This window comes from Oribacterium sp. NK2B42 (genome assembly GCF_000424445.1).
GTDB lineage: Bacteria > Bacillota > Clostridia > Lachnospirales > Lachnospiraceae > Oribacterium.
Map to the genome: position 1 here is coordinate 40,132 of NZ_KE384190.1, position 21,873 is coordinate 62,004.

19 protein-coding genes are annotated in these 21,873 nt (G+C 41.9%); 2 read left to right on the plus strand and 17 right to left on the minus strand.

Going from position 1 to position 21,873, the window contains the following annotated elements; genetic code table 11:
* Positions 1–20: 20 nt before the first annotated feature.
* The 12 genes from G625_RS0116875 to G625_RS0116925 all read right to left on the minus strand — a co-directional run bounded on the left by G625_RS0116875 (position 21) and on the right by G625_RS0116925 (position 15,381).
* Positions 21–851, minus strand: a complete 831-nt coding sequence (locus G625_RS0116875) for a helix-turn-helix domain-containing protein (RefSeq protein WP_029202035.1) — start codon at positions 849–851, stop codon at positions 21–23.
* Between the two features lie 551 nt (positions 852–1,402).
* Complete coding sequence (locus G625_RS20640; RefSeq protein WP_156885171.1) at positions 1,403–2,005, minus strand: hypothetical protein; 603 nt, start codon at positions 2,003–2,005, stop codon at positions 1,403–1,405.
* A gap of 114 nt (positions 2,006–2,119) precedes the next feature.
* Positions 2,120–3,580 (minus strand): glycoside hydrolase family 1 protein, encoded by a 1,461-nt coding sequence (locus tag G625_RS0116885; protein ID WP_029202036.1) that lies wholly within the window; start codon positions 3,578–3,580, stop codon positions 2,120–2,122.
* An 11-nt stretch (positions 3,581–3,591) separates the two neighbouring features.
* Complete coding sequence (locus G625_RS0116890) at positions 3,592–5,454, minus strand: beta-glucoside-specific PTS transporter subunit IIABC (protein ID WP_029202037.1); 1,863 nt, start codon at positions 5,452–5,454, stop codon at positions 3,592–3,594.
* A gap of 157 nt (positions 5,455–5,611) precedes the next feature.
* On the minus strand, positions 5,612–6,502 hold the full coding sequence (locus tag G625_RS0116895; RefSeq protein ID WP_198014933.1) for a MerR family transcriptional regulator: 891 nt from the start codon (positions 6,500–6,502) through the stop codon (positions 5,612–5,614).
* Positions 6,503–7,033: 531 nt separating this feature from the next.
* The gene (locus G625_RS23695; protein ID WP_084152980.1) at positions 7,034–7,294 is read right to left on the minus strand and encodes an HNH endonuclease signature motif containing protein; all 261 of its coding nucleotides are present in this window, start codon (positions 7,292–7,294) and stop codon (positions 7,034–7,036) included.
* A gap of 161 nt (positions 7,295–7,455) precedes the next feature.
* Positions 7,456–9,138: a DUF2325 domain-containing protein gene (locus G625_RS0116900; protein ID WP_029202039.1), complete on the minus strand. Its 1,683-nt coding sequence runs from the start codon at positions 9,136–9,138 to the stop codon at positions 7,456–7,458.
* 371 nt (positions 9,139–9,509) lie between these two features.
* On the minus strand, positions 9,510–10,514 hold the full coding sequence (locus G625_RS20645; RefSeq protein ID WP_049895988.1) for an ATP-binding protein: 1,005 nt from the start codon (positions 10,512–10,514) through the stop codon (positions 9,510–9,512).
* Positions 10,515–10,640: 126 nt separating this feature from the next.
* Complete coding sequence (locus tag G625_RS22165; protein WP_084152976.1) at positions 10,641–10,820, minus strand: zinc-ribbon domain-containing protein; 180 nt, start codon at positions 10,818–10,820, stop codon at positions 10,641–10,643.
* A gap of 78 nt (positions 10,821–10,898) precedes the next feature.
* The gene (locus tag G625_RS0116915) at positions 10,899–13,844 is read right to left on the minus strand and encodes an ATP-dependent DNA helicase (protein ID WP_029202041.1); all 2,946 of its coding nucleotides are present in this window, start codon (positions 13,842–13,844) and stop codon (positions 10,899–10,901) included.
* The gene (locus G625_RS0116920) at positions 13,775–14,587 is read right to left on the minus strand and encodes a hypothetical protein (RefSeq protein WP_029202042.1); all 813 of its coding nucleotides are present in this window, start codon (positions 14,585–14,587) and stop codon (positions 13,775–13,777) included. The genes G625_RS0116915 and G625_RS0116920 overlap by 70 nt, the downstream gene beginning before the upstream one ends.
* A 200-nt stretch (positions 14,588–14,787) precedes the next feature.
* Positions 14,788–15,381 (minus strand): class I SAM-dependent methyltransferase, encoded by a 594-nt coding sequence (locus G625_RS0116925; RefSeq protein ID WP_029202043.1) that lies wholly within the window; start codon positions 15,379–15,381, stop codon positions 14,788–14,790.
* A 74-nt stretch (positions 15,382–15,455) separates the two neighbouring features.
* Between G625_RS0116925 and G625_RS0116930 the strand changes: the two genes are divergently transcribed.
* Complete coding sequence (locus tag G625_RS0116930; RefSeq protein WP_029202044.1) at positions 15,456–16,421, plus strand: NERD domain-containing protein; 966 nt, start codon at positions 15,456–15,458, stop codon at positions 16,419–16,421.
* 48 nt (positions 16,422–16,469) lie between these two features.
* Here G625_RS0116930 and G625_RS0116935 read toward each other — a convergent pair whose 3' ends face one another.
* The 5 genes from G625_RS0116935 to G625_RS0116960 all read right to left on the minus strand — a co-directional run bounded on the left by G625_RS0116935 (position 16,470) and on the right by G625_RS0116960 (position 21,185).
* On the minus strand, positions 16,470–17,234 hold the full coding sequence (locus G625_RS0116935) for an NERD domain-containing protein (protein WP_029202045.1): 765 nt from the start codon (positions 17,232–17,234) through the stop codon (positions 16,470–16,472).
* Positions 17,235–17,405: 171 nt separating this feature from the next.
* Entirely contained in the window at positions 17,406–19,055 is a 1,650-nt protein-coding gene (locus G625_RS23130; protein WP_049895989.1) for an HNH endonuclease, read from the minus strand.
* Between the two features lie 319 nt (positions 19,056–19,374).
* The gene (locus G625_RS0116945) at positions 19,375–19,572 is read right to left on the minus strand and encodes a hypothetical protein (RefSeq protein WP_029202046.1); all 198 of its coding nucleotides are present in this window, start codon (positions 19,570–19,572) and stop codon (positions 19,375–19,377) included.
* 147 nt (positions 19,573–19,719) lie between these two features.
* Positions 19,720–19,854, minus strand: a complete 135-nt coding sequence (locus G625_RS23215) for a hypothetical protein (protein WP_256377654.1) — start codon at positions 19,852–19,854, stop codon at positions 19,720–19,722.
* 464 nt (positions 19,855–20,318) lie between these two features.
* Positions 20,319–21,185, minus strand: coding sequence for a PD-(D/E)XK nuclease family transposase (locus G625_RS0116960; protein ID WP_044933375.1), 867 nt, complete (start codon positions 21,183–21,185; stop codon positions 20,319–20,321).
* Positions 21,186–21,459: 274 nt separating this feature from the next.
* Here G625_RS0116960 and tnpA point away from each other — a divergent pair, with 274 nt between their 5' ends.
* Positions 21,460–21,867 (plus strand): IS66 family insertion sequence element accessory protein TnpA, encoded by a 408-nt coding sequence (tnpA, locus tag G625_RS23700; protein ID WP_049895990.1) that lies wholly within the window; start codon positions 21,460–21,462, stop codon positions 21,865–21,867.
* Positions 21,868–21,873: the final 6 nt, after the last annotated feature.

Below are 21,873 nucleotides of genomic sequence, written 5' to 3' on the forward strand. Positions count from 1 at the left end.
CGTTCTTGCTTTTTTGGTTCTTACAAGATTGGAAGATGTATCTTCACGATCCGGCGAAACTCTCCGTTCTCATACCCTCTTCCCAATATGACGCCTCTGATCTTGGCCCCGTCCGGTACATTAAATCCATGTTCAGCGGCGTATTCCGGCAAAACATGAAAGACCTCCTGGTTATAGCTGCCGATTTCACCAATGTCAATGTGCGTACACAGGCATAAACCTCCGGAGATCTTTGTAAAATCTTCGGGTATCTCCAGTCCCAAAGATCTGACATATTTCTCCTGTATGCCCATTTCCCATTCCACCCGGTCATCTTCGACTTGAAGTCCGCTGTCAATGAAAGGCAAATGCTGATCGTCAAAAACAAAAGAACTGCTCTTTTCTGACAAATTTATTCGCTCGTACTCGTCTCCGCGGCCTGTAACAAGATGGCAATAGTATGCAGAAGGGATACTCTCTACCCAGAAACATCCAATGTTTTTGGTACTCAGCAGCATATTCATCTGCAGCTGTTCCAACCGCTGCGCCAATAGTTCCCGATATTGTATATCCGCCCTGATCCTTTTGACTTCCTCACCCAGAAATTGTTCCGTGTTAATAGTATATTCGTGATTGCGTATCCCGGAAATTTCACTGATAGGAATCCCCCAGCTTTTATGCTGCATTGCTTCCAAAAGCCAGAAAACTTCCATTGAATCGTATCGCCGATAGTTATTCTCTGCTCCTCTGCTCGCCCGGATCGCTCCTTGTTTTTCATAATAGCGAATCATATCCCTCGAGATACTTAATAGCGTCGATACTTCCCCAATGGAATATGAATCAACGGCGCTGGTTCTTTTTGACATATTCATGGTATTCCTCACACGGTGAACTACCCACCGCCTACGTAAAAAACTACCCCAGAGGTCGGTCGTCTTACTGCTCCATCAATTCGTACTGGAACATCTCATATTTCAGCTTGCATCCAACATATATTCCTGCCGTCAGGTAAAAATATGTTGCCCTGAACAGGTATACTCTGTTACCATAAACATGGTTTTATACCACTGGTCTCAGAGTACACGACTTTCCAGGGAGGGTGCTCTGGGACCTCTTTCTATTTTTATGAAAGACAGTATACAGAGCAGTTCACGGACAATCAATAGAAGCAGAAAACGGTCAATCTGAAAGAGCTAAAACACTTCGATTTATCGATTGCATATGCAAATAATCATACTACAATCCTTGGTACAATCACAAACTGATATTGACTTATTGATTTCTGCATAAAGTAAGATTGCTGTTCTTCATGCGGCTGCAAAGCAATCCATAATAGAATTATAACAAATCTGCTGTGTATGTTATTCTTCTGATTCTTGCTGAGGCACAATCCTGTTCTCTGACGTCAGATCATGGCCCATTACTAATCATCACAGGTGATACAAAGGTTTCGGAAGAAACCATCTGTTCCGATGTCTACATAGAGGCCCACATTTCCTCTGGCAGAAGGGCCGTGTTTCAGGCCTGTGACCTTCAGTACCTCTACCTGGTCTACATAAAAAATCGCATTATCATCCCTGACCACTGCCTTTATATGGCTCCACTCGTTCAGGGCAATGGTGTCTACGCGATTCTCGTAATCCTTTATCCCAAAATTTCTCAGATAGGAAAATGTATACCCGGGAAAAGAAAAATACTGGCAGCCATGGATCTTTCTTACAGGATCGCTGCAGTGCTTTCCGTTTGTCGGCCGGATATAGAAGGATTCGAATTCCCGACCATCTTCTGCTCCCCGGAAGGCAATGCCAATAAAGCCTCTGGCATAGTCCGGCGCGCCGGAAAGAAGTGATCCACATACATCAACTTCAATAACGCCGTTATGGAAGGACAAGTTTTTCACAGCTGCATAAGTATTGATATCCGGCTCCTCTGTACCGTACTTCCAGACTCTGATGGTCTCAGGGTCCGGGAATTCCATGGCAGTATGCGGCATCAGATAAAAAGAAGCCGATTCCATATGTATCATTCAGAATTCCTCCGTTCTGTCTGAATCATGCTCTTAGCGGACAGGTACTTTGTCTCCTTGTCCGCTGAGGGCAGTTTTTAGTTCAGTCCTGTTTTGACGGACAAATCACGGTTCTTACAGTTCTGCTCCGTTGGTTTCGATGACATGCTTGTACCAGTAAAAAGACTTCTTTCTCCGGCGCTCCAGAGTGCCGTGTCCTGTGTCATCCATATCAACATAGATGAAACCATAGCGTTTTTTCATCTCTCCGGTTCCGGAGGACACTACGTCGATGCACCCCCAGGGAGTGTAGCCGATCAGGTCCACTCCGTCAATCAGGACTGCGTCTTTCACGGCCTGGATATGAGCTCTGAAATAGTCGATACGGTAATCATCGATGATGGAGCCGTCATCTTCTATGGTATCCACAGCCCCAAAGCCGTTCTCCACAATAAACATGGGCAGGCGGTATCGGTCATAGATTTGATTCAGAGAAATACGAAGGCCAAGAGGGTCAATGGCCCAGCCCCACTGGGATTCCTTCAGATAGGGATTGCGGTAGGCCATGATTTGGTTGCCGCCGGTCATCTCGGCATTCTTGTCCGCTGTAGATACAGTGGACATATAGTAGGAAAAGCCCACATAATCCACGGTCCCGGCCTTCAGAATCTCAGCATCTTCCGGCTGCATCCTGACTTCGATGCCCATACGTTCGTACATTTTCAGGCGGTAGGCCGGATATTCACCACGGCACTGCACGTCCATGAAAAATTCCTTTTCGTGGTTGAATTCGATGGATTCCCAAACGTCCTCCGGGCGGCAGGTCATTGGATAGCTGGGTATATAGGAGACCATCATGCCGATCTTAAAGTCAGGATTGATCTCATGACCCAGTCTGACTGCTCTGGCACTTGCCACAAAGAGATGATGATGGGCCTGAGCCTTGGTGGCCGGGTCATTGGAATGGATACCGATCTGGGTCCAGCTCCTGAGAAAGTTGATCTCGTTGAAGGTCATCCAGTATCTGACCTTGTCTTTATAACGCTCAAAGACTGTCCTGCAGAAGAATACATAGAAATCCACCAGTTCCCGGCTGGCCCAGCCGTCATAGACGTCCGCCAGATACATGGGAGTATCAAAGTGATTGATGGTGACCACAGGCTCGATGCCGTACTTCAGGCATTCGTCAAAAACATTGTCATAGAACCGGAGGCCTTCTTCATTCACATCGTACATTCCGTTGGGACAGATGCGGGACCAGACAATGGACATGCGGAAGCATTTGAAGCCCATCTCCGCAAAAAGAGCGATATCTTCCTTATAGTGATGGTAGAAGTCCGTTGCCACGTGACTGGGATAGTAGAGTTCCGGCGCGATATAGCCGGTGGCGCCCTCGGGCAGTGACTGCTCCTTGGTCACCTTTTTATATTCACCGTCAGCGGTGCGGAAGGTAATCATTCTTGGGGAAGTATGGCTTCCCCCGGTAATGGCATCCAGTGTGGACAGGCCTTTGCCTCCGGAAAGATAGCCGCCCTCGTACTGATTGGCCGCTGTCGCTCCGCCCCAGAGGAAGCCTTCAGGCATCTGATTGTTCATGGTCTCCTCCTTTAGCTGATCCGGATGACGGCTGTATCTGTATCCGCAGTCATGCCGGAAATGCCTTCGATCCTGCCGTACTGGTCAAAGTTCGTTACCAGGACGGGAGTCACGGTAGAATACTTTCTGGCAATACTGTCTTTGTCAAACTCTATCAAGAGCTGGCCTTTCTTAATGGAATCGCCCGTTTTTACATGAGCGGTAAAGCCCTGTCCGTTCAGCTCCACAGTATCCAGGCCGATGTGGATGAGGAGTTCTACGCCGTCGGCGCTGGAAAGGCCGATGGCATGCTTTGTATCAAAGAGCATGTCTACGGTTCCGTCGAAGGGAGCATAAACTTTTCCTTCGGCAGGCTCGATACCGACGCCTTTTCCCATCTCACCGCCGCTGAAAGCGCCGTCAGGCACCTGGCTTAAGGGGATGACCTTTCCCTTAATGGGAGAGCTGATCTCGATCTGGCCGCCGATCAGAGTTCTGGCAGGTTCTTCGGAAGTATGGATCTCAGATCCGGCGTTCTCTGTATTCTCTTCAGCGGGAATTCCGAACAGGTAGGTCAGGACAGCTGCCATACAGAAAGCGATCAGAGCGCCGATGATGATGAATACAAAGCTGTTTGCTTCATAAGTAATAATAGTGAAGAGACCGGGAGGCGCATAGGCCAGGGCTCTGGCATTGAAGAAGGACAGGAAGGCTGCCGCCACTGCGGAAGAAGCCATGCCGAAAGCGAAGGGGCGCTTGTACTTCAGGTTCACGCCGTACATGACGGGTTCGGTGATGCCCAGGACAGCCGAAAGGGATGCAGAGCCTGCCACGGACTTCATTTCCTTATCCTTCAGGCGAAGGAAGGCACCGAAGCCGGCACCGGCCTGAGAAAAGTTGGCCGTAAGAGCACTGACCAGAAGAGTGGATCCGCCGGTCTCCGCGATCTGCTGGATCTGAAGGGGAGCCAGAGCATAGTGCATGCCCATCATTGTCAGGAGGGAACGGGTGCCGCCCAGAAGAGCCGCTGCCACAAAACCGCCGATGTTGTAGAACCAGTCGATGAACTTGGCAATATAGGTGCCCATGTAAGAGCCGATAGGGCCGAGAACGATCAGTTCCAGGGGGACCATGATAAAGAGAACGATCATGGAGGTCAGCAGTATCTTCAAAAAGTCCGGAACCAGTTTGTCAATACGCTTGTAGATCAGGCTCAGTACCCATACGGACAGAATGATGGGAATGACCGTAGATTTATAGTTGACAAAGAGGATCGGCAGGCCCAGGAAACTCATGGTGGAAGGGCCGCCTTCCGAAATGGCCGCTGCACCGTTCATGATGGTGGGATACATATATGCCGCTGCCAGAGCCAGGGCCATGTATTCGCTGACCTTGAACTTTCTGGCCGCACTGACTGCCAGGAAGAAAGGGAAGAAATAGAAGATCAGGTCGCCGATCATGGACATGATGATCATGAAGCTGTTATCGCCGGGAAGCAGATGCAGGTTCGTGATCAGAGAGACGATGGCCTTGAACATACCGCATCCGATCAGGACCGGCAGAGTAGGGGCAAAGATGCCGGAAATGGTCTCGATCACGGAACCGATGCCGTTTCCTTTTGTTTTTTCTTCGGAAGCGCCGTCCTCTGTGATATGTACCTGTGCCGAGACTTCATCAAAAACAGCGTTGACCTTGGCTCCGATGACGACCTGGAGCTGGCCGCTCTTCATCTGGGCGGTCAGAACTCCCTGAAGTTTCTTCAGAGCGTCGATGTCTGCCCTGCTGTTGTCTTTCAGATTGAACCTGAGCCTGGTAGCACAGTGAGTCAGAACAGAAATATTGCTCTCTCCGCCCACCAGGGAAATGATTTTGGAAGCTAACTCTTTATTCGTCATATATTCCCCATACCTTTCTATTCGCAAGAGATTATCAGAACCGGTTCTCTTTCTGAATAAAAGGGTAGACCCTGCAGTAACTACAGAGTCAATGGGTTATTATAAAAAAATCGGGGAATATGCCGGTATCCCGGAATATTCCCCGAACGAAAGCTTCTCATCCGAAAATCTTTTTCAGTTCTGTTCTTTTCCTATCCTCAGAAAAGGCTATGGCACTGTCCTCCCCGGCAATCGGTATCCAGAGCTCCATGTAGCGGACGTTCCTGCCTCCTTCCCTGACAGTAGCAATATAGACGCCCAGGATATCACCGCACAGAGTGTAATGATGATCTTCCATATACTGCAGGGCATTTTCAACAGCCGACCTGGTGAAATACTCCCGTTCTTCCAGAGTAATAACCGTAAAAAGAGCTGTGACGGGACGGATATGCTCCATCCTTGGCAAAAGCTGTATTCCCAGCCGATCCGCCCAGTACTTCTTGACTGTCAATCCCCATTCTGCCTCTTCCAGATCCTCGGGAAGCATCAGCTCCCCTTTTTTCAGCCGACAGATATGTTCCACGAAAGGATAATTCCTGGTAATTTCCTCAAAACCGCCTTCCGTATCTCTGGCATTGGTCATCTTAAGGCTCTCTCCGGAGTGAGACCTGGTAAAGAGGGAATAGTTTTCCGGGCGGTTCATGATATAGTATTTTCCCACCAGCTCCAGAGCATTGCCCAGGACAGACTGGAAGTTCTTCAGTTTCAGGGCCTTGGCCTGATAATAATGTGCCAGATATGCAGCTTCCTTTCTTTTTACATCCAGCTGCTCTTGAAGATCTGCAAAACTGCTGTCCCGAACCAGGTCCACAGTCTCCCTGGAACTGAACCCGATCTTGCGGAACTTCTTATAGTCAAGTATCAGGTTTATATCCCAAACGCTGTAAAAACGGTATCCTGTCTCCGTATTCTTCTCCGGCGAAACAAGTCCTTTCTGTTCCAGAAAACGTATCGTCTCCACAGGAACATCCACAATTTTTGAAACTTCTCCGATTCTATATCTCTGCATCTTCTTTCCACCTCCGCAGCTTATGATCATTCATGAGTTTCGCTGAACTGTTGCGTGATGACACTTAGTTTCCTGAATATCTTATCTTTTTACTCCTCCATTCGGTAATCTGCTCTATATATCATATCGGCTCCGTTTTTAGGATTGTCTGAACTACTCATTGTTCAACACCTGAATCTATTTTTCTCAAATGCATGCATCCGCACAATTTATTGTAATATGAAACATATTACATCTCCCTAAAGAAATGGAAGCATCCGTTAAGATGCTTCCACTGTTGTTAAACCTTCCACTTAAACGGCAGGAACTCTCCGGTTGTTTCATATCAAGGTTCCTCAAAACCTTTATCTACTTATATTTTACACTAAAAGAATAGGGATTCAATAGACAATATTAACAAAGACCTAACTGTTATCCAAAGGTCATTTCCATTAATTCTTGTGCTGCATCTCTGTTTTTTACTCGAATCAGATTATCATCTTCTTTAACTCGCGATAGCAGATTCATGCTTCCATACCAGACAAGTCATAATTATATCCCCTCTTCAACTTTATATTTAGCTGCTTCTAAGCAGTATTCGCTCTTAAGAAACGGATAGTACTTCTCTGCGACCACTAACCTGGAGCCTTTCTGTTTATTACACTTCTTGCATAGCGGAAGTTGATTTCTTTCATCATCTGCCCCACCTCTGTAGTTAGGAACGTAATGTTCTATCGTTGTCTTCTCTGGCGAAAGAGTCCTTCCGCAACGAGCACCAACTCCATCCGTTTTGCTCAGAAGAATACGTTTAATTTCAGTTTTCTTGTTTTTGCTTCAGGCCCCTCATACATCCCCCAACTTATTATAATTGACCGGTCTTAAGCACATACAGTCATAAACCACGAGGATCCACTTGGAATACGATGCAGATATATATATCGTTGCTGATTATTTCTATTTGACAGGTATTACAATTACCTCACCATCTCCTCATAAATCTGCGCCACTACACTGCCAATGTTGCTGCTTCCGATGTATCCAAATGGTATATTCTTCTCCCTCACGATAGCAATGAACTTCTTATAGCTGATGTGGTTAATGTAATCCGTAAAGAAATAGACCTTCTCCTTACCTTCCAGCATCCTGCTGTTCACGGTTTTATATTCATCCAGGTGGACAATGAGCCATTCCGGAAACAGCTGCTTAAGCTTGTTCTGCCAGTTCACATGTCCGCCGATGATGACAATCTTCTTATCCGCGATTGCCTTCTCCATATCCGGGAGCTTATCTTCATCTACCTCAGCATCCTCATGCTCTGAGTTATAGGCATACTCACGAAGCGCGATCAGCTCATCACGTTCAGCCTCATATTTCTTTACAAGCCCCTCGGTCTCCTCAGAAGAATGCTTGGCGCTCCTGTACATTTCCCGGAGATACTTGTTTTCCTGCTCTTTTTCATTGAGCTTCTTCTGGAGCTCGGCGATCTCGGCAAGATAATCCTCCGCCGTCACATCACCCTTACTTACCGGAGCCACATTTGTCACCGGCTTCTTCTCCGGCTTCCTATTCTTGACATTAACAGTCATGTTCTCAGGATTAAACAGGGCATCCTCAATGTCTAGCTCATCGATCTCTTCTCCGATCAGATACCCTATATCATAATTCAGGCAGTCTGCCGTATCGGCCAATGCAGCTGACAGATCATAGATATTGGTGTAGAGCTGCACTTCCTCGAAAGTGAACTCCTTCTTAGGCTTCCAGGTCCTGAGCATTGCCAGAGTCCGGATCATTTGCATCCTGATACCCATGTCATTTTCAAGACAGATCTTCGGATAAACCTCCACATAACCATGCTGTCTCATGCATAAGCCAACAAAATCTAAATTATCAAGATAGTGTTTGATCCTCTTTCTTCGTGGAACATTCTTCTTTGTCAGCTCCGAAATCCATTCATCAACCTGCTCGGTGCATTCATCGAACAGCCCATCTTCAAACTGCAGAAATTCTGTTTCTTCATCTTCCTCTGTAAGGAATTCATCTCTGTCATTATTAAGGAGCTCATAAATAAAAGAGCAATTCTCATGAAGCTCAATGCCTAAGAACTGACACATTGCCACTATCCGGCCCATTGCAGAATAAGAACACCCTCCGATGTCATCCTCGGAAAGTGAAAGGATTTCCTGTGCGTTAATGGTCCTGAAGCGTTTTAGCTGGTTATACTCCTTTTTGTGGTAAACCTTATAGAGGTTCTTGATGAGCTCAATGCAGTATTCATCCCCAAGCTTTGCGCCGTTATATATAAGCCTCAGTATACTGTTCTGTATCGCATCAAGAGGCTTGTTTGTCCTGAATGACATGTCCCCGTACCAGCCCGCATTCCGGAACTCCTCCAGTTTGCTCCGGCAGTTCTTTAGGAAATCCTGTCCTATCAGGGGAAAATCATAGGACATTTCAGGAGTGATAAAACCCATCAGAAATTCAAAGCCAACACCTGTGGTATCCGGTGCAACCACATTGCCGCTCTGCCGGTTCATCAGGTCCTGTAACATGATGCCTGCTATTTTTCTTTTATGTTTAATGTCTTCGGGATCGATGTTGTCAATGAAGTCGTCTTTGAACTGATCCTGGAAGAATTTATTGTTGAATGGTGGTTTCATAGGTTAATGTTTCCTTTATTGTCAATTATACTATATCAAAACTTTATATACTTAAAGGTCTCGGCCTTTCGCAAATCTCAAGTATTAAGGCTGATATTTGTGGTCAAATAATTTGACCGCAAATCTGCTGACAACATAATGACAATATAAAAATGAAAATACAAAGCCCAAGAATCCGCTATTTTGCGGTTTCTTGGGCTTATTATATCATTCCATCTCTAGAAAAACATCAACATCTAGTAAGATTGATTTTCTTTTATAACTATATATTGTTGTGGTTTTACGTTTATTCCATCGATTTTTTTGCTTTTTATGACTTTTTGCAACCAAAGTGCAACCATTAATATCGTTTGTAATAAAAGAATTATATATCAATTTATCGTTTGCGGCAAACGATAAATTCTATTTCTATTTGCACCCTCTGCTACTATCATATTACGTTTGGCCATAGACGCAAGAATAACCCTTGTTCGATCAGGTCCAAGACCAATAACAGCAGCAATATCAACTGTTTTAGCCTTATCCACCCTGCCTAAATATTCAAGTATTGCATATTCTTTTGCCGTTTTTTGTTTATCATTATCATTTGTATTTATCGTTTGTCGTTTGCTTTTATCGTTTGCTTTTATCGTTTGTTTTTCATCGTTTGAAAAGGCACGGTACATATTAACTCTAAGGGCATTTTCCATATCGATAAATTCAACCTCTGGAAGTCCATACTCTTTAGTCTGTGTTAATATCTTTGGAATACCACTCCCCCATTGTTCGATAAGATTCATATAAACAAAAGCATTCGCGATACCATGATTTCTAACCTTCGAAAAACCCTCTTTCATCTTCTCAATCGTAACCCCCGGCATCAATCCGCCAGGAGACGAAATTTCAAGTCTATTATCATATATTGCCACCTGCACAAGACTTCCCTGCAGGTAACTGCAATTAACAACAGCATTGATAATAAGCTCTCGTATACTCTCCGGTGGCAGTTCATAAACATCCTGTCTGTGAATCCCCTTAATCCTTGCTCCAAGATGAATATTACGAAGAACAAACTGATATGCCTGCTCTACCTGCTCCCAAAGATTACCCTCATACTCTCTTTTATCTACAAAAATCCCACGTGTATTGCCTTTAAATACAGCACATTGAATCTGAGACATTACGCCATCTAAGCCTCTCAGATAATAATATGCATACGTTGGGCGAATAACTCCGTTTTCTTCCTTAAGAATTCCCCAAGTTATCAGGTTATTCTTAGTAGGAGTCTTAACCTTTTTAGCATCTTTCTCGCCCATACAATTACGCTGTGCCTCTTTTTTCATGTCCTCACAGAAGCTTTTAATATCTGCATCTGTTACTTCAATGTCTTTATTCACAACATTATCAAACTGTCATATATACTATCACCCTTCAATATTTCAATCTGCTCAGATATATTATATGGTTCTTTCCCGAATTTCGACTTAGCTTCTGTACTCAATTCCATAAAAAAATATCTATCCTTAGTAATCCATTCTTTCCCCGCACTTATCACAGAATTTAGTACTTTCAGGAACTTTATGCCCACAGTTACGGCAGTACTTATATCCTTGTACAACGCCTTTTGCGTGCGGGTTAAATTGCTCATCCTTTGAGGCTTCGGTATCCTCTTCTACATTGGTACCAGGTTCAATTAACTCCATCAGCTTATTCTATGGTATATCGTTCAACGTGCCATGTAGTACCTGCCATTCTTCATACGCCCAATCGCCAACACTACCTTAACCAAATATATCGTCTATAATTTCCTCTACCTTCTGTGAATCAAGGGAACCATTCTCATCATACGTAACAATGAGATTCCTTCCTTCCTCAATCCCGTTCTTCTTATAAAACGCCTTCTTATCTTCCCATCGTTTCTTATACTTGGGATCATCCATCATACCACAGTGCTCCCAGTACCATTCCTCTCCGGTATCATCGTCCACCACTTTGAAATCAGGACGCTTCACCTTACCTTCAAGCATAAGCTCAGGCTCATAAATATATTCTAGATTATGATAATGCAGTGCATTTGCAATGATCACTTCTGACTTGGAGCGCACAAGTTCCCCACGAACTGTCTTATGCACAAGCCTGTCTTCATAGAACTGATCCCCAACTTTTACCACCTGAGGACGCATATCAACATCCCCATCGTGGAACACGTCAGCAAAAAGATCTGTAAACCGTCTAGCAATATCCGAATTCTCTTCTGAAGCGTATTTCAGAAGGTGATATGATTCCTGATTGTAAAGGATAATGATTTTTCTAGTCTGCCTTGTCAGTGATGTATAAAGCATTTCCCTCGATATGATACGGCACGGCTCCGCAAGCACAAGAATAACTGTATCAAACTGGCTACCCTGAGCCTTATGTACTGTTAGCGCATAGGCAAGTTCCAAGCAAGCTGTTCCATCCTCTTCACTGAAGTCTTTTGCCGTATAAGTGTATGAGAATCCTTTCTGCGACGAAAACTCCACGTGAAGATAATCATTCGCCTTCTTTGCGGAATATGAGCCACAGGCAATTCCTATCTCCCCGTTTGCCACATAATTCCGGCTGTCATCCTTAGGCCATGCATCCCTGCCATTGTTAATGACATTGATGACCTTATCGCCATATATGATATTTTCAGGTCCCAGCGCTTTAGGTATCCTCTTTTTTGTCCCATAGTACTTTGAAACCCGAAGGAGTTTCTCCCTATATTTCAGATGGATCAGTCTGTTAATATTCATAACGCCTTGCGGCATATTACGAACTGGTGCGAGTATCTGCCACTTCTCAGCAAACTCAGCACATCCGGTATTGAAGAAAATACCATAATCACCCTTAGTACCGCCCAGCGAAAGATCAAAGCCCTCCTGATCATCCACGTTATCCATGCCGATTTCTTTAGCCATAATCTGTAGGAGCTTTTCTTCAAGTTCTTCCTTTGTGGACCAACGGGAAAATAGTATGTTTCCGCTGTTTCCTTTCTCAATCTCTGATACAACATCACCATCTGGAGCATCCTCAGCATTTGTGAAGAGTTTTGAAAGCTCTACATCAAGACGCTCTTCATCAGAACTCTGCCTGCGGTTGACAGTGAGCTCACCATAACAATTACATACCCTAGGAAATACTCCGTCCTTCAGGTTCATCCTTAACAGATTCACAAGATCAACAAAAGGACGACCGGCTCCTATAGGCGGCAGCTGATTCGGATCGCCAACGAAAATAATTCTCTTTGCTGCTTTCAAAGCCTGCATCAGCGCACCGAACATTTCTTCGGTAAGCATAGAAGCTTCATCTATGATGACTGTCTCCGGCACATCACGGAAATCATAACCGGATAGCTTATATCTCATATCATTCCAGTCAAAACGCTTGCTCCGTACAAGGAACTGAGCTACATTAAGTGCCGTCAAATCTTTTGCATCGTCTCCCATGCTGTCCAAAAGACGAACTGTAGCCTTACCAGTAGGTGCTAAAAGAAGAACACCGCCCGCCTTTATATCCGGCTGGTTGCAAAGTACTGAAAGCACCGTTGTTTTTCCTGTTCCGGCATCACCTACCAGTACTCCGATACGTGCTCCGGACAATTCTCCAAGAATAGCTGCTTTCTCACGCCTTGCTCTTTCCTCATCGGAACCGGGATCCAGCTTCACTTTCTTTCCTTTGTCAAATTTAGCATCAAGAAGTCCGCGCCAATCCGCATTCACTTCCAGCTTATTTGCCTTAAGCCGCTTACTGATGCGTTTTTCAATTATTTCATCAAACTCGTTTATGCGAACAAGCTTGTAATATTCCGTTCCATCCTTCATTTCCCTGCGAATAATTTCTTTATGCAGGAACTTATCGATAGCATTAAGAATATCATTTGTGATCTTGCAAGCCGGATCAAGGATCATATCACGAATCTTATCCACCATCTGATCGCATGGAAGTATCGTGTTCCCAGCAAGAGCTTCATTTTCCAATACCGCTACAGCAATTGCACGGGCACGTCTCTGATCATTATCTGAGGTGAGAGCCGTTGGATCCTCCAGTGGATACTTCTCTAACACAGATGCAACCGGAAATACCGCACAGTCAACCTTCTTCACAGAAACGTACAGCTTATTGATCTTAAGCCTTGTCTGCTCATAGACAATGTACGGATTATCAATAATATCCTTATCGCTGCATTCAATACCCTGCTTAATGCGTTCGTTCTCATAAAAAAGGACATACGCCTGTTCCAGATTCAATGAAAATCTGCTGAGTAAACGAAATAATGCCTTCCGTTCTTCAGGCATATTCTTCCAGGTCTTTTGTATAATGGGAGTAATCGCTTTCGCAAGCAGCGGATCCAAATATTCCTTTGGCTTTGCAATCAGCGAATCCAACCGCTCCCAGATATCAACGTAATCCTCCATATCTTCCTGCATACGCTTTGAGATAAGAATACCCTGCGGTATTTCAAGCGCACAAAGCATAGCACCCAAACCGGGGAAAGCACCTCTATCTTCCCATACAGTAGCCAGCTGTCGGTTCAACCATTCAAGAACATTGGAATAATCCTCATCAAGGCAGCTGTTGATAATCTCAAATGCCTTTATGCAGGACTGAAGCACGTCTATGACTGCATCATAGCTCACATGCTCGGATGCATACGAAAATTCACTAAAAGCGTCATTCGGCGCAAATACTGTAATGGATGCCATATCAGGTCAGGATGGTCATTGGCATATTCCATCATCTGCTGATACGGAATCACAAAACCATCTTCATGATCCTCTCGGATAGAATGGCATATCATCGTCTCCCAGATCATCGACCTGAGACTACCTTCATTCGTACAATTATGCTGGATCGCCGGAATGATCTTCTTTACGTGACCGATACCAATCACTACGCGCTTGGTATCTTCCACAAAAGGAACCTGCTTTGCATAGGCAATGCAAAGAGATTCGTCTTCCACCACATCTCCATAAAAATAATCAAATATTGCCTTGTGGTTTTCAGCGTCCTGTACCCACATGGTTTTGAACTTTAAGACCGGTTCACGTTCCTCCTGATAGTCGATATTATAAATGTCCTTAATACTAGCAATCCAGTCCTTCATAAGCCATGCAAAAGGACGAGCAGGGAAACTATACGGTGGATATGTCACATCCGTAGGAAGAAAGTGTCCGTGCGTAGCAGGATTGCTTTTCCTATACGGATGTTCTGTTGTCCTTATAATCTCCTTTGGAGACATGAAACAGGCACCCTCATCAATACAACTGAGGGTATCGGCATGATCTGCCATACACTGTCCGCATATGGCAGCTTCCGCTTTATCATTTCGGTTTTCTGAAATGTTCTTTAGTCGCAGACAGGCGTTGTTGCTTTCGGGATCTGCACATACAGTTCCATCCCATCCATGATCGTGCCAAGTCACCCTAACAGATATATGCTGCGGCATATCGGTTACCTCCTACTTGATTGTTTTACTTCATTACCTTCTCCATCAGCGATGTGTAGCTATCCGCTACATCGTAAACCACATTCTCACCGCTGATATCTTTGAAATGCTCCCTTGCACAAAAAGAAATTGGTACCGTGTTCCCTGAAATAATTATTACAACCGTAAATATCTTGAAAGGGTACACGGTGCCTAGTATTCTAAGAATTCGTCTTTTGCAGTATCAGATTTAACCACTTCTCATCCTCTCTTCCGGGTCTCACATCCCCGGTTATCCATTGATCCTTGATGACAAGTTCTTTTATGTCTTTGATAAAGCTTGCAAATGTCTCAGTAGTGAAGTCCGTGAAATATCGTCCGTTTCTGTCTCCCTCAAAGGTTCCATACTTAAATGAAGTATAGATGATTCCATCAGGGACCAATGCTTCCGACATCTTCAGAAATACTTCTTTTAACTCCGATTTGGGAAGATGAAGAATTGAAGAACATGCCCAGATGCCGTCGTAAGCAGCGCTTTCATCCAGATCCAGAAACAGCATATGTTTAACTTCTATTCCGGTATACAGGCTTGCTGCCTTACACAGTTCCACGGATCCATCAATGGCAGCAACCTCAAAACCTTTCTCGAGAAAGTACTTTGTATCCCTGCCGGAACCGCAACCAAAATCCAGAATCTTCTTTCCGGATAAAAGTCTTAAAAATCTATCCTGTGTAGCACTGAAATCAACAGATATAGTTCCTTGAATGAAGGCCTCGGCATTATTGTTGTAATAGTTTAATGTAGTATCCGTCATTGATTACCTCTATGCTGTATTCATTCGTTTCTATGTTATACTTATATTATATTCAAATTCAGGAGATAATCGAGATGTCTTTGTTTGCAAGATCAGAAGTAACAATACTTAAAGAGTCTAGTGATGCCAAGGAGTACCTGTCAAAGCTGGAAGAATTTCAGGCTACAATAAAGAAAGGCTCACCGCTTCATAGGAAAATAGATAAAGAGATTTCTATCGTTAAGGCCGGTATCATAGGCGAGGAAAATATCCTCTTCGAACTTAAAAATAGTGGCATGGATCTTGTTGTGCTTCATGATATCTGTTTAGTTGACCAGGACGGAAACTCAGCGCAGATCGATTTTCTTGTTATTACTCCTTATGTCAGAGTATTTATCGAGTGCAAGAACTTGTTCGGCGACATAGAAATTAACAACAAGGGTGAGTTTATCAGAACCATTGAATATGGTAGTAAAAAATACAAGGAAGGCCTTTACAGTCCAATCACTCAGAACGAACGCCATTTGCTTGTATTTAAGAATTGTATTACCGAGAATAAAAACATTGTTTTACGTGTTGGCATCGAAAAAATGTTTGATCATTGGAATAGGTCTTTAGTTGTATTAGCGAATCCAAAGACGCTCTTGAATGATAAATATGCTCCAAAAGATATTAATTCCAAAGTTATAAGGGCAGACCAGCTAATCAAAACACTTAAAACATTAACATCATCAGATAAGTCCAGTAAAAAAGAGATGTTGGACGATGGTAACAATATTCTCTCTATGAATCACGAGGAAAGAAAAGATTACCTTGAAAAGTTCCTGAAGATGAAGGAAGAAATGGAAGCTGAGGCTCAACCTACACCTTCTTCAACCACTCCATCACCCGAGCTTTCTTCTATCCCAGCATTGCATGAGGAAGAAAAGCTTTGTCCTAGATGCGGTAGTAAGATGATTCTGAGAACAGCCAAGAAAGCCCAATACAAAGGAAATCAGTTTTGGGGATGCAGCCAGTACCCCAAGTGCAGATATATAGAAAATATTATATTGGACCTATGAATACAAAACCACGTACAATGAAACCGTGTTTTTTGTATTCTTTGAATTTTATATTTTCTTTGTATAGCGGCATTTAGGATAATTACTACAGCCATAGAAATCACCATATTTGCCATTTCTTTTTACAAGGTCTCCACCACATTTGGGACATATACCTTCTTGTATGGAATGTTTCTCGTTATTCGTTTTTTCTTGAATACCACTTATATGAGCTTGACAAGTTTCTCCCGAATCAACATTGGCTATCGTGATTATTCCAAATATTGAATTCATTTTTTCTTCACTCAAACACATGGTTTCAGAATTAGATCTTATTGTTTTGTTTAGATCCCCCCACTTTACAACGAGGGCGTTATTAAATTTGATCTTTAAATTAGCATATCCTGGAAAGGTTACAATTGGTATAATAGGAACTCCAGATATATCATATTCTTTAAGTAATGCTTCAATAGCTTTTACATGCCCGTAGTTTTGGTGGATTGGATTCATAAACTTATTTTTATGCCCATAAATAGATTGTGTCCATTCTCTTCCGTTCTCAAAGCCTAAAATCCAGCCTTTATAATTTTTGACTTCAATAACAAATATTCCATAACGAGATACTACTATATGATCGATCTGTGTTGTGCCTTGTCTTGCTCGAATCATCACATTATGAAGAACCTTATAGTCTTCATTGTTAAGACCGCAAAGCAAGGTCGATATAGATGCTTCTCCTATGAAACCTTTAATCAAAGGTAACCATATATTTTTTGTGAGTCTCAAGCAAATATAAATACCAATAAGTATCCATAACCAGTCATATTGCCTCATGACGCAAACCTCCCGTGGTTGATTACTTGATTAGTATAACTTAGAAGATTACGTAATACATCAAATAATTAAAAGGGCTCAGTTATCTAAAATACTCGGGGTTAACGTGACAGGTAAAAAGCGTGACTATCTTTTATGATAATCACACTTTAATGGTGCATTATTATTTTATTAAGGCAATATCTTAGCACTTTTACTTCTATTGCACTTCCAGCATAATGTTTGAAGATTGTTTTCTTCTGTTACACCACCTTTAGCTACAGGTATAATATGGTCTATTTCAAGCAATAGATTAGGTTCTTTATAAGTAGAGTTGCCACAGAACTTACAAGTAAAGTCATCTCTTTCTTTAATGTACTGACGCAGCTTACTAGTCATTAAAGCTCGTTGTTCCTTAGCAAAGGATGCCATCGAAAGTTTACTTTGAAGGATATTTATCAGCTCTATGATAGTTTCTTCCGTCATAGGAACGGTAAAATTACGTTGAGCCATACCACCATTTGAAGTGTAATTAAACTTGTATTCTACAGTTAAGGCACTCTCACTGATGTTAGCAAAACCAAGTCTTGAATAAAAACCATCTTCATCATTCTCCATTATATAAGATGGAACATTTGTAATATATTGTTGGTAATCCTTCTTATAATTATCGATGATTTGCTTCGCATCTTTCAAAGTTTCAAGTTCTTCAACAAGAAGCTGAAGCTTCTGAATCTGTTCCGGATATTGATCCTTATTAGGATAAAAATATTTGATAATGTATTCTATAGGGCTATTTTCCGCACTTGCAAAAACCTGAGCAGATACTTCTGCAGTAAAAGGAGTTATGCTCTTTTTATAGGGCCTGATGTAATCATATTCATCATCAATTACGGTTTCATTTCGTGTGACTCTTGATCCGAAAAGTTTGGAAATAGACTGCGCTTTCTCATTAATATACTCATTAAATTCTTTCTGTGATTCCATCAATGAATTGCAGGTTGTTTTGATGCCCGCAAATTCAGAAGAATCATAGTAATCAAGAATTCTCTGATTTCTTTCTGTAATGGCATCAACTTTTTGCTTGATATTAGAAATGAAATTTCCTATGACAGTCCATTCGTCGCTATCAATATCCTTAATCTTTTTAATACTATTAACCGTTCTGTCAAACAAAGAGGCTATATTCTTATCAAGTTCAGCTTGATCTTCTTTGATTACTAGCTTATCTTTATAACTATTTGCTGTGTCTACGATTTCATTTACTAAGGCATAATACTCATGATGTTTTTTATCAAGCTGTTCTTTATTCTTACTCTTAATCATCTGATTATATTCACTCTTACTCATTATAGGTGCAGGATCTTCAATAAGAGCATTTACATGAAACTGAGTATACTTGATGGTTTTATTGTTATAACTTCTTCCAGTAGGAGAACTATAGCTAATAACAACATCAAATGTGTCCAAGTGTTTTAAGTTTTCCTTGATTTCTGCTTCAACCTTAGAATACATTGGCCATGCGCTGAACTCATTTTCTTTAAGAAATGATTCAAGTAGTGTTTTATATTGTCTTTTCTTAGCCAAAGTATTAGATACATATTCAAGTCTTTGCCTATTTTCTTTGAAGTACTGAACAAATGTATAATTATCAACAGCCTTGGCGCTCTTACAATATACATAATCATCAGGTGTTAAATATTCTAAATAGGGCAATCCTAAATGATTAAGAATACTTACTTTTGCTTTCTTGTATTGTTTTTTCTGTATTTCTTCATTAATAGCTTTTGTTATAATTGCAACTAGAATTATCACTAAAACGAATATGATAATAAATTCCATATATATAATCCTTCTTAGAATCTTAAACGTATGATTGCAGTTTGAAATCAATAAATATATTAAATTAATGTTACCATATATTTATCTGTCCACTCTTATATCGGCTTAATATTGAATAATATAATTCTACCGGAGTGACCGAAAAAACTGGCAAGCAGTGACATCCTGTACAGAATGTCTCCGTTGCTTGTTGAGGGGTAGCCCCCAATCCCCCTGATCTGCTCGTTGACGAGCAGGGCTAATCACATTGTTTTCTTTTGTTGTCTCTACATCAGTTCGTGGATTTTTTCAAAACCATTTGCAGCTTGTTCTCAGATTTTCACTCATTCCATACTGAACCATTCAATAGCTTTTGATTTTTGACCACCAGGTTCTCTCCAATCTTTTCGAACCCTTCACGGATGACTTGCACCGTATGATTGCCATTCACTATAGATTCAGACACTCTGATCCTGAATGGAAACATTCCCTTTGCTTCCTCGTTAAAAATTTCAGATTCAAATAATACTCGTTCCATGCTTCACCTCACATTTAAGATCTATTGACATTTAGTTCATGATTGATTCATACCTTTTATACAGAAGATTCCGTCCCGTATAAAATCTTTTGCATCTGTATCAAACCCCTGCTTGTAAAGATACTCCTCCTGGTCAAGTACTTCTCTCTATTTTTCACGGAATGCTTCTACATTAATGCCACAGCTTTCTGCAATCTCATAATCATCGTAGCCGGCAGCATATTTGATTCTCACATCTATGTTTTTAACCATAATTGTTTTCTTCTTAAGAGTCCTAAACATTAAATCCTCCCAATAATCATTAGCTTAAAGATTTATATATAAAAATATTGTTATAGAAATAGAATGCATCCGCCATTGTATTGGTCACGGATGCAGCTATGTGTTTAAAAAGAAATCATTTTTGGTGTTGATTCTTTTTAAGTTATACATACAGTAACATATGGGCATAGCAAAAAAATGTGCATTAAAAAAGGAGGGCAGATAGCCATATTTAATAGCTAACTGCCCTCTTACGGTTATAGTTGAACCTCTTTTTTCTTCTCTTTATCTTTTTGCTTTTCTTCAATCTCCAGGAATCTGTCGATGTCCTGTTTTGCGATCTGGTACACATAGGAATACCTCCTTCGAATCGGATACAATAGAATCTATTATTGTTATCGGTTTATCGTTATACCAGCACACAAAAAAAGCAGCAGACCATTTATCGGATCTACTGCTTCATGTGCATATTACGATATTAACTTTTACTTCTGAAGCTGTTTGGAAATAATAACTCTATCGCTGTCTGAAATGCCTAGATTACTAAAAGCTTGGTCTAACGTAACTGATGTGTTTTGCATCAGAGTCTTAACGCTCTCTGCCAAAGTCTTAATTCTACTTGTTTCAGCACTCTTTTTAGATTCAGCCTCAGCATACTGCTCCGCATATTTCTTTACTGATTCACACACAATATCACGTCCTTTCTCTGTCTCCTTGAAATGATGAACTCCCGCAGCCAATTCCTTGTAATGCATGTCCTTTGAAGACTTCGCATGAAAATCTTTAATTAGCTTGCCTATCGCATCATTTCCTTTGTACGTTCCATTCACATAAATAATATGTGATCCATCGTTCAATGGCTCTCCTGTTTCTAACACTGTTCTGTCAGCTCTATATATCGGATAGCCTTTGCGGAATTTATCATGTTTGTAGATAAATATTACATATGAGTCCTTAAGGATTTTAAATTTATCGCCTTCCTTTAGCATCCTTGAATCAATCATGGCACTGTGGAATCTAGCACGCCTAACATGTGCACCTTCTGAGTCACCCTGTACTTCGATGTCAATTTCCTCGCCATCAACATCGATAGCATGAACATCAAGAGTGATATCTCTGCCACCTACCAACGGATTCTTAAATTCCTCTTGCCCTTTAACACTGATAACCTCAATGGCACGATTAAAAATAATTCTGAGTACAAGTTGAGTTGCAGGAATATTTTTATCAAATACTAATGACATTAAGTCATCATCAAAAAGCGTAAGGTCATCAACAATCTGATTTACTAATTCTTCGTTCTGCCGTTCAATCTGATTATTGTCGCTCTCAATTATTTCGTCTTTTTCCATACCTACTCCGTCAAGTTAATAATAACACTCTACCACAAGCCATACAATTATCAAAGAGCTGATTTAATGCAATCTTTATATGTGCAAAGTAAGCGCCAAGTGATAGGGCGGATTCCATCCGCCGCCTTATAGTGAAATAATAGAGGGACATGATGAGTACTATAGTCTCATGTCTTTCTAAGGTATTCACAGTAGTAGATCATTTTACTACACTGCCGATTCATAGAAGTAGACTATTTTACTCTACTAACGAAGGAGGAATAGTAACACAACTATGAATACAAGAGCCAAAAAGCGCACTGCCGAGGAGTGGCGCCAGATCATCCTCGAAGCACGTAACAGTGGAATGAGTGATTTTGAGTACTGTCGCATAAACACAATTCCACCAAGTACATTTTACAGAGCAATCAAGCGATTGCGTAAACTTTCCTGCGACATCCCTTCCGGAGTAGTAACACGTGACGGGACACAACAGGAAGTTGTACCAATAAATATCTCTGATCTGCCAATAACAAGACCTGATCAGATGAAACCGGTCTCAGGAGTTGTCTGCGACAGTATATCAGGTCACCTTGAGATAACAATGCGGATCACTATAGGAGGCAGTACCCTCGAATTATCAAACAATGCAGATCCAACGCTCATTGGTTCAGTATTGAGGATGCTGAACAGCTCATGCTAGGCGATA

Excerpts from the sequence above, each read along its gene's own strand:
- G625_RS0116875 (WP_029202035.1), bottom strand. The coding sequence starts at position 851 with ATGAATATGTCAAAAAGAACCAGCGCCGTTGATTCATATTCCATTGGG.
- G625_RS20640 (WP_156885171.1), bottom strand. The coding sequence starts at position 2,005 with ATGATACATATGGAATCGGCTTCTTTTTATCTGATGCCGCATACTGCC.
- G625_RS0116885 (WP_029202036.1), bottom strand. The coding sequence starts at position 3,580 with ATGAACAATCAGATGCCTGAAGGCTTCCTCTGGGGCGGAGCGACAGCG.
- G625_RS0116890 (WP_029202037.1), bottom strand. The coding sequence starts at position 5,454 with ATGACGAATAAAGAGTTAGCTTCCAAAATCATTTCCCTGGTGGGCGGA.
- G625_RS0116895 (WP_198014933.1), bottom strand. The coding sequence starts at position 6,502 with ATGCAGAGATATAGAATCGGAGAAGTTTCAAAAATTGTGGATGTTCCT.
- G625_RS0116900 (WP_029202039.1), bottom strand. The coding sequence starts at position 9,138 with ATGAAACCACCATTCAACAATAAATTCTTCCAGGATCAGTTCAAAGAC.
- G625_RS22165 (WP_084152976.1), bottom strand. The coding sequence starts at position 10,820 with ATGGAGTTAATTGAACCTGGTACCAATGTAGAAGAGGATACCGAAGCC.
- G625_RS0116915 (WP_029202041.1), bottom strand. The coding sequence starts at position 13,844 with ATGGCATCCATTACAGTATTTGCGCCGAATGACGCTTTTAGTGAATTT.
- G625_RS0116920 (WP_029202042.1), bottom strand. The coding sequence starts at position 14,587 with ATGCCGCAGCATATATCTGTTAGGGTGACTTGGCACGATCATGGATGG.
- G625_RS0116925 (WP_029202043.1), bottom strand. The coding sequence starts at position 15,381 with ATGACGGATACTACATTAAACTATTACAACAATAATGCCGAGGCCTTC.
- G625_RS0116930 (WP_029202044.1), top strand. The coding sequence starts at position 15,456 with ATGTCTTTGTTTGCAAGATCAGAAGTAACAATACTTAAAGAGTCTAGT.
- G625_RS0116935 (WP_029202045.1), bottom strand. The coding sequence starts at position 17,234 with ATGAGGCAATATGACTGGTTATGGATACTTATTGGTATTTATATTTGC.
- G625_RS23130 (WP_049895989.1), bottom strand. The coding sequence starts at position 19,055 with ATGGAATTTATTATCATATTCGTTTTAGTGATAATTCTAGTTGCAATT.
- G625_RS0116945 (WP_029202046.1), bottom strand. The coding sequence starts at position 19,572 with ATGGAACGAGTATTATTTGAATCTGAAATTTTTAACGAGGAAGCAAAG.
- G625_RS23215 (WP_256377654.1), bottom strand. The coding sequence starts at position 19,854 with ATGTTTAGGACTCTTAAGAAGAAAACAATTATGGTTAAAAACATAGAT.
- G625_RS0116960 (WP_044933375.1), bottom strand. The coding sequence starts at position 21,185 with ATGGAAAAAGACGAAATAATTGAGAGCGACAATAATCAGATTGAACGG.
- tnpA (WP_049895990.1), top strand. The coding sequence starts at position 21,460 with ATGAATACAAGAGCCAAAAAGCGCACTGCCGAGGAGTGGCGCCAGATC.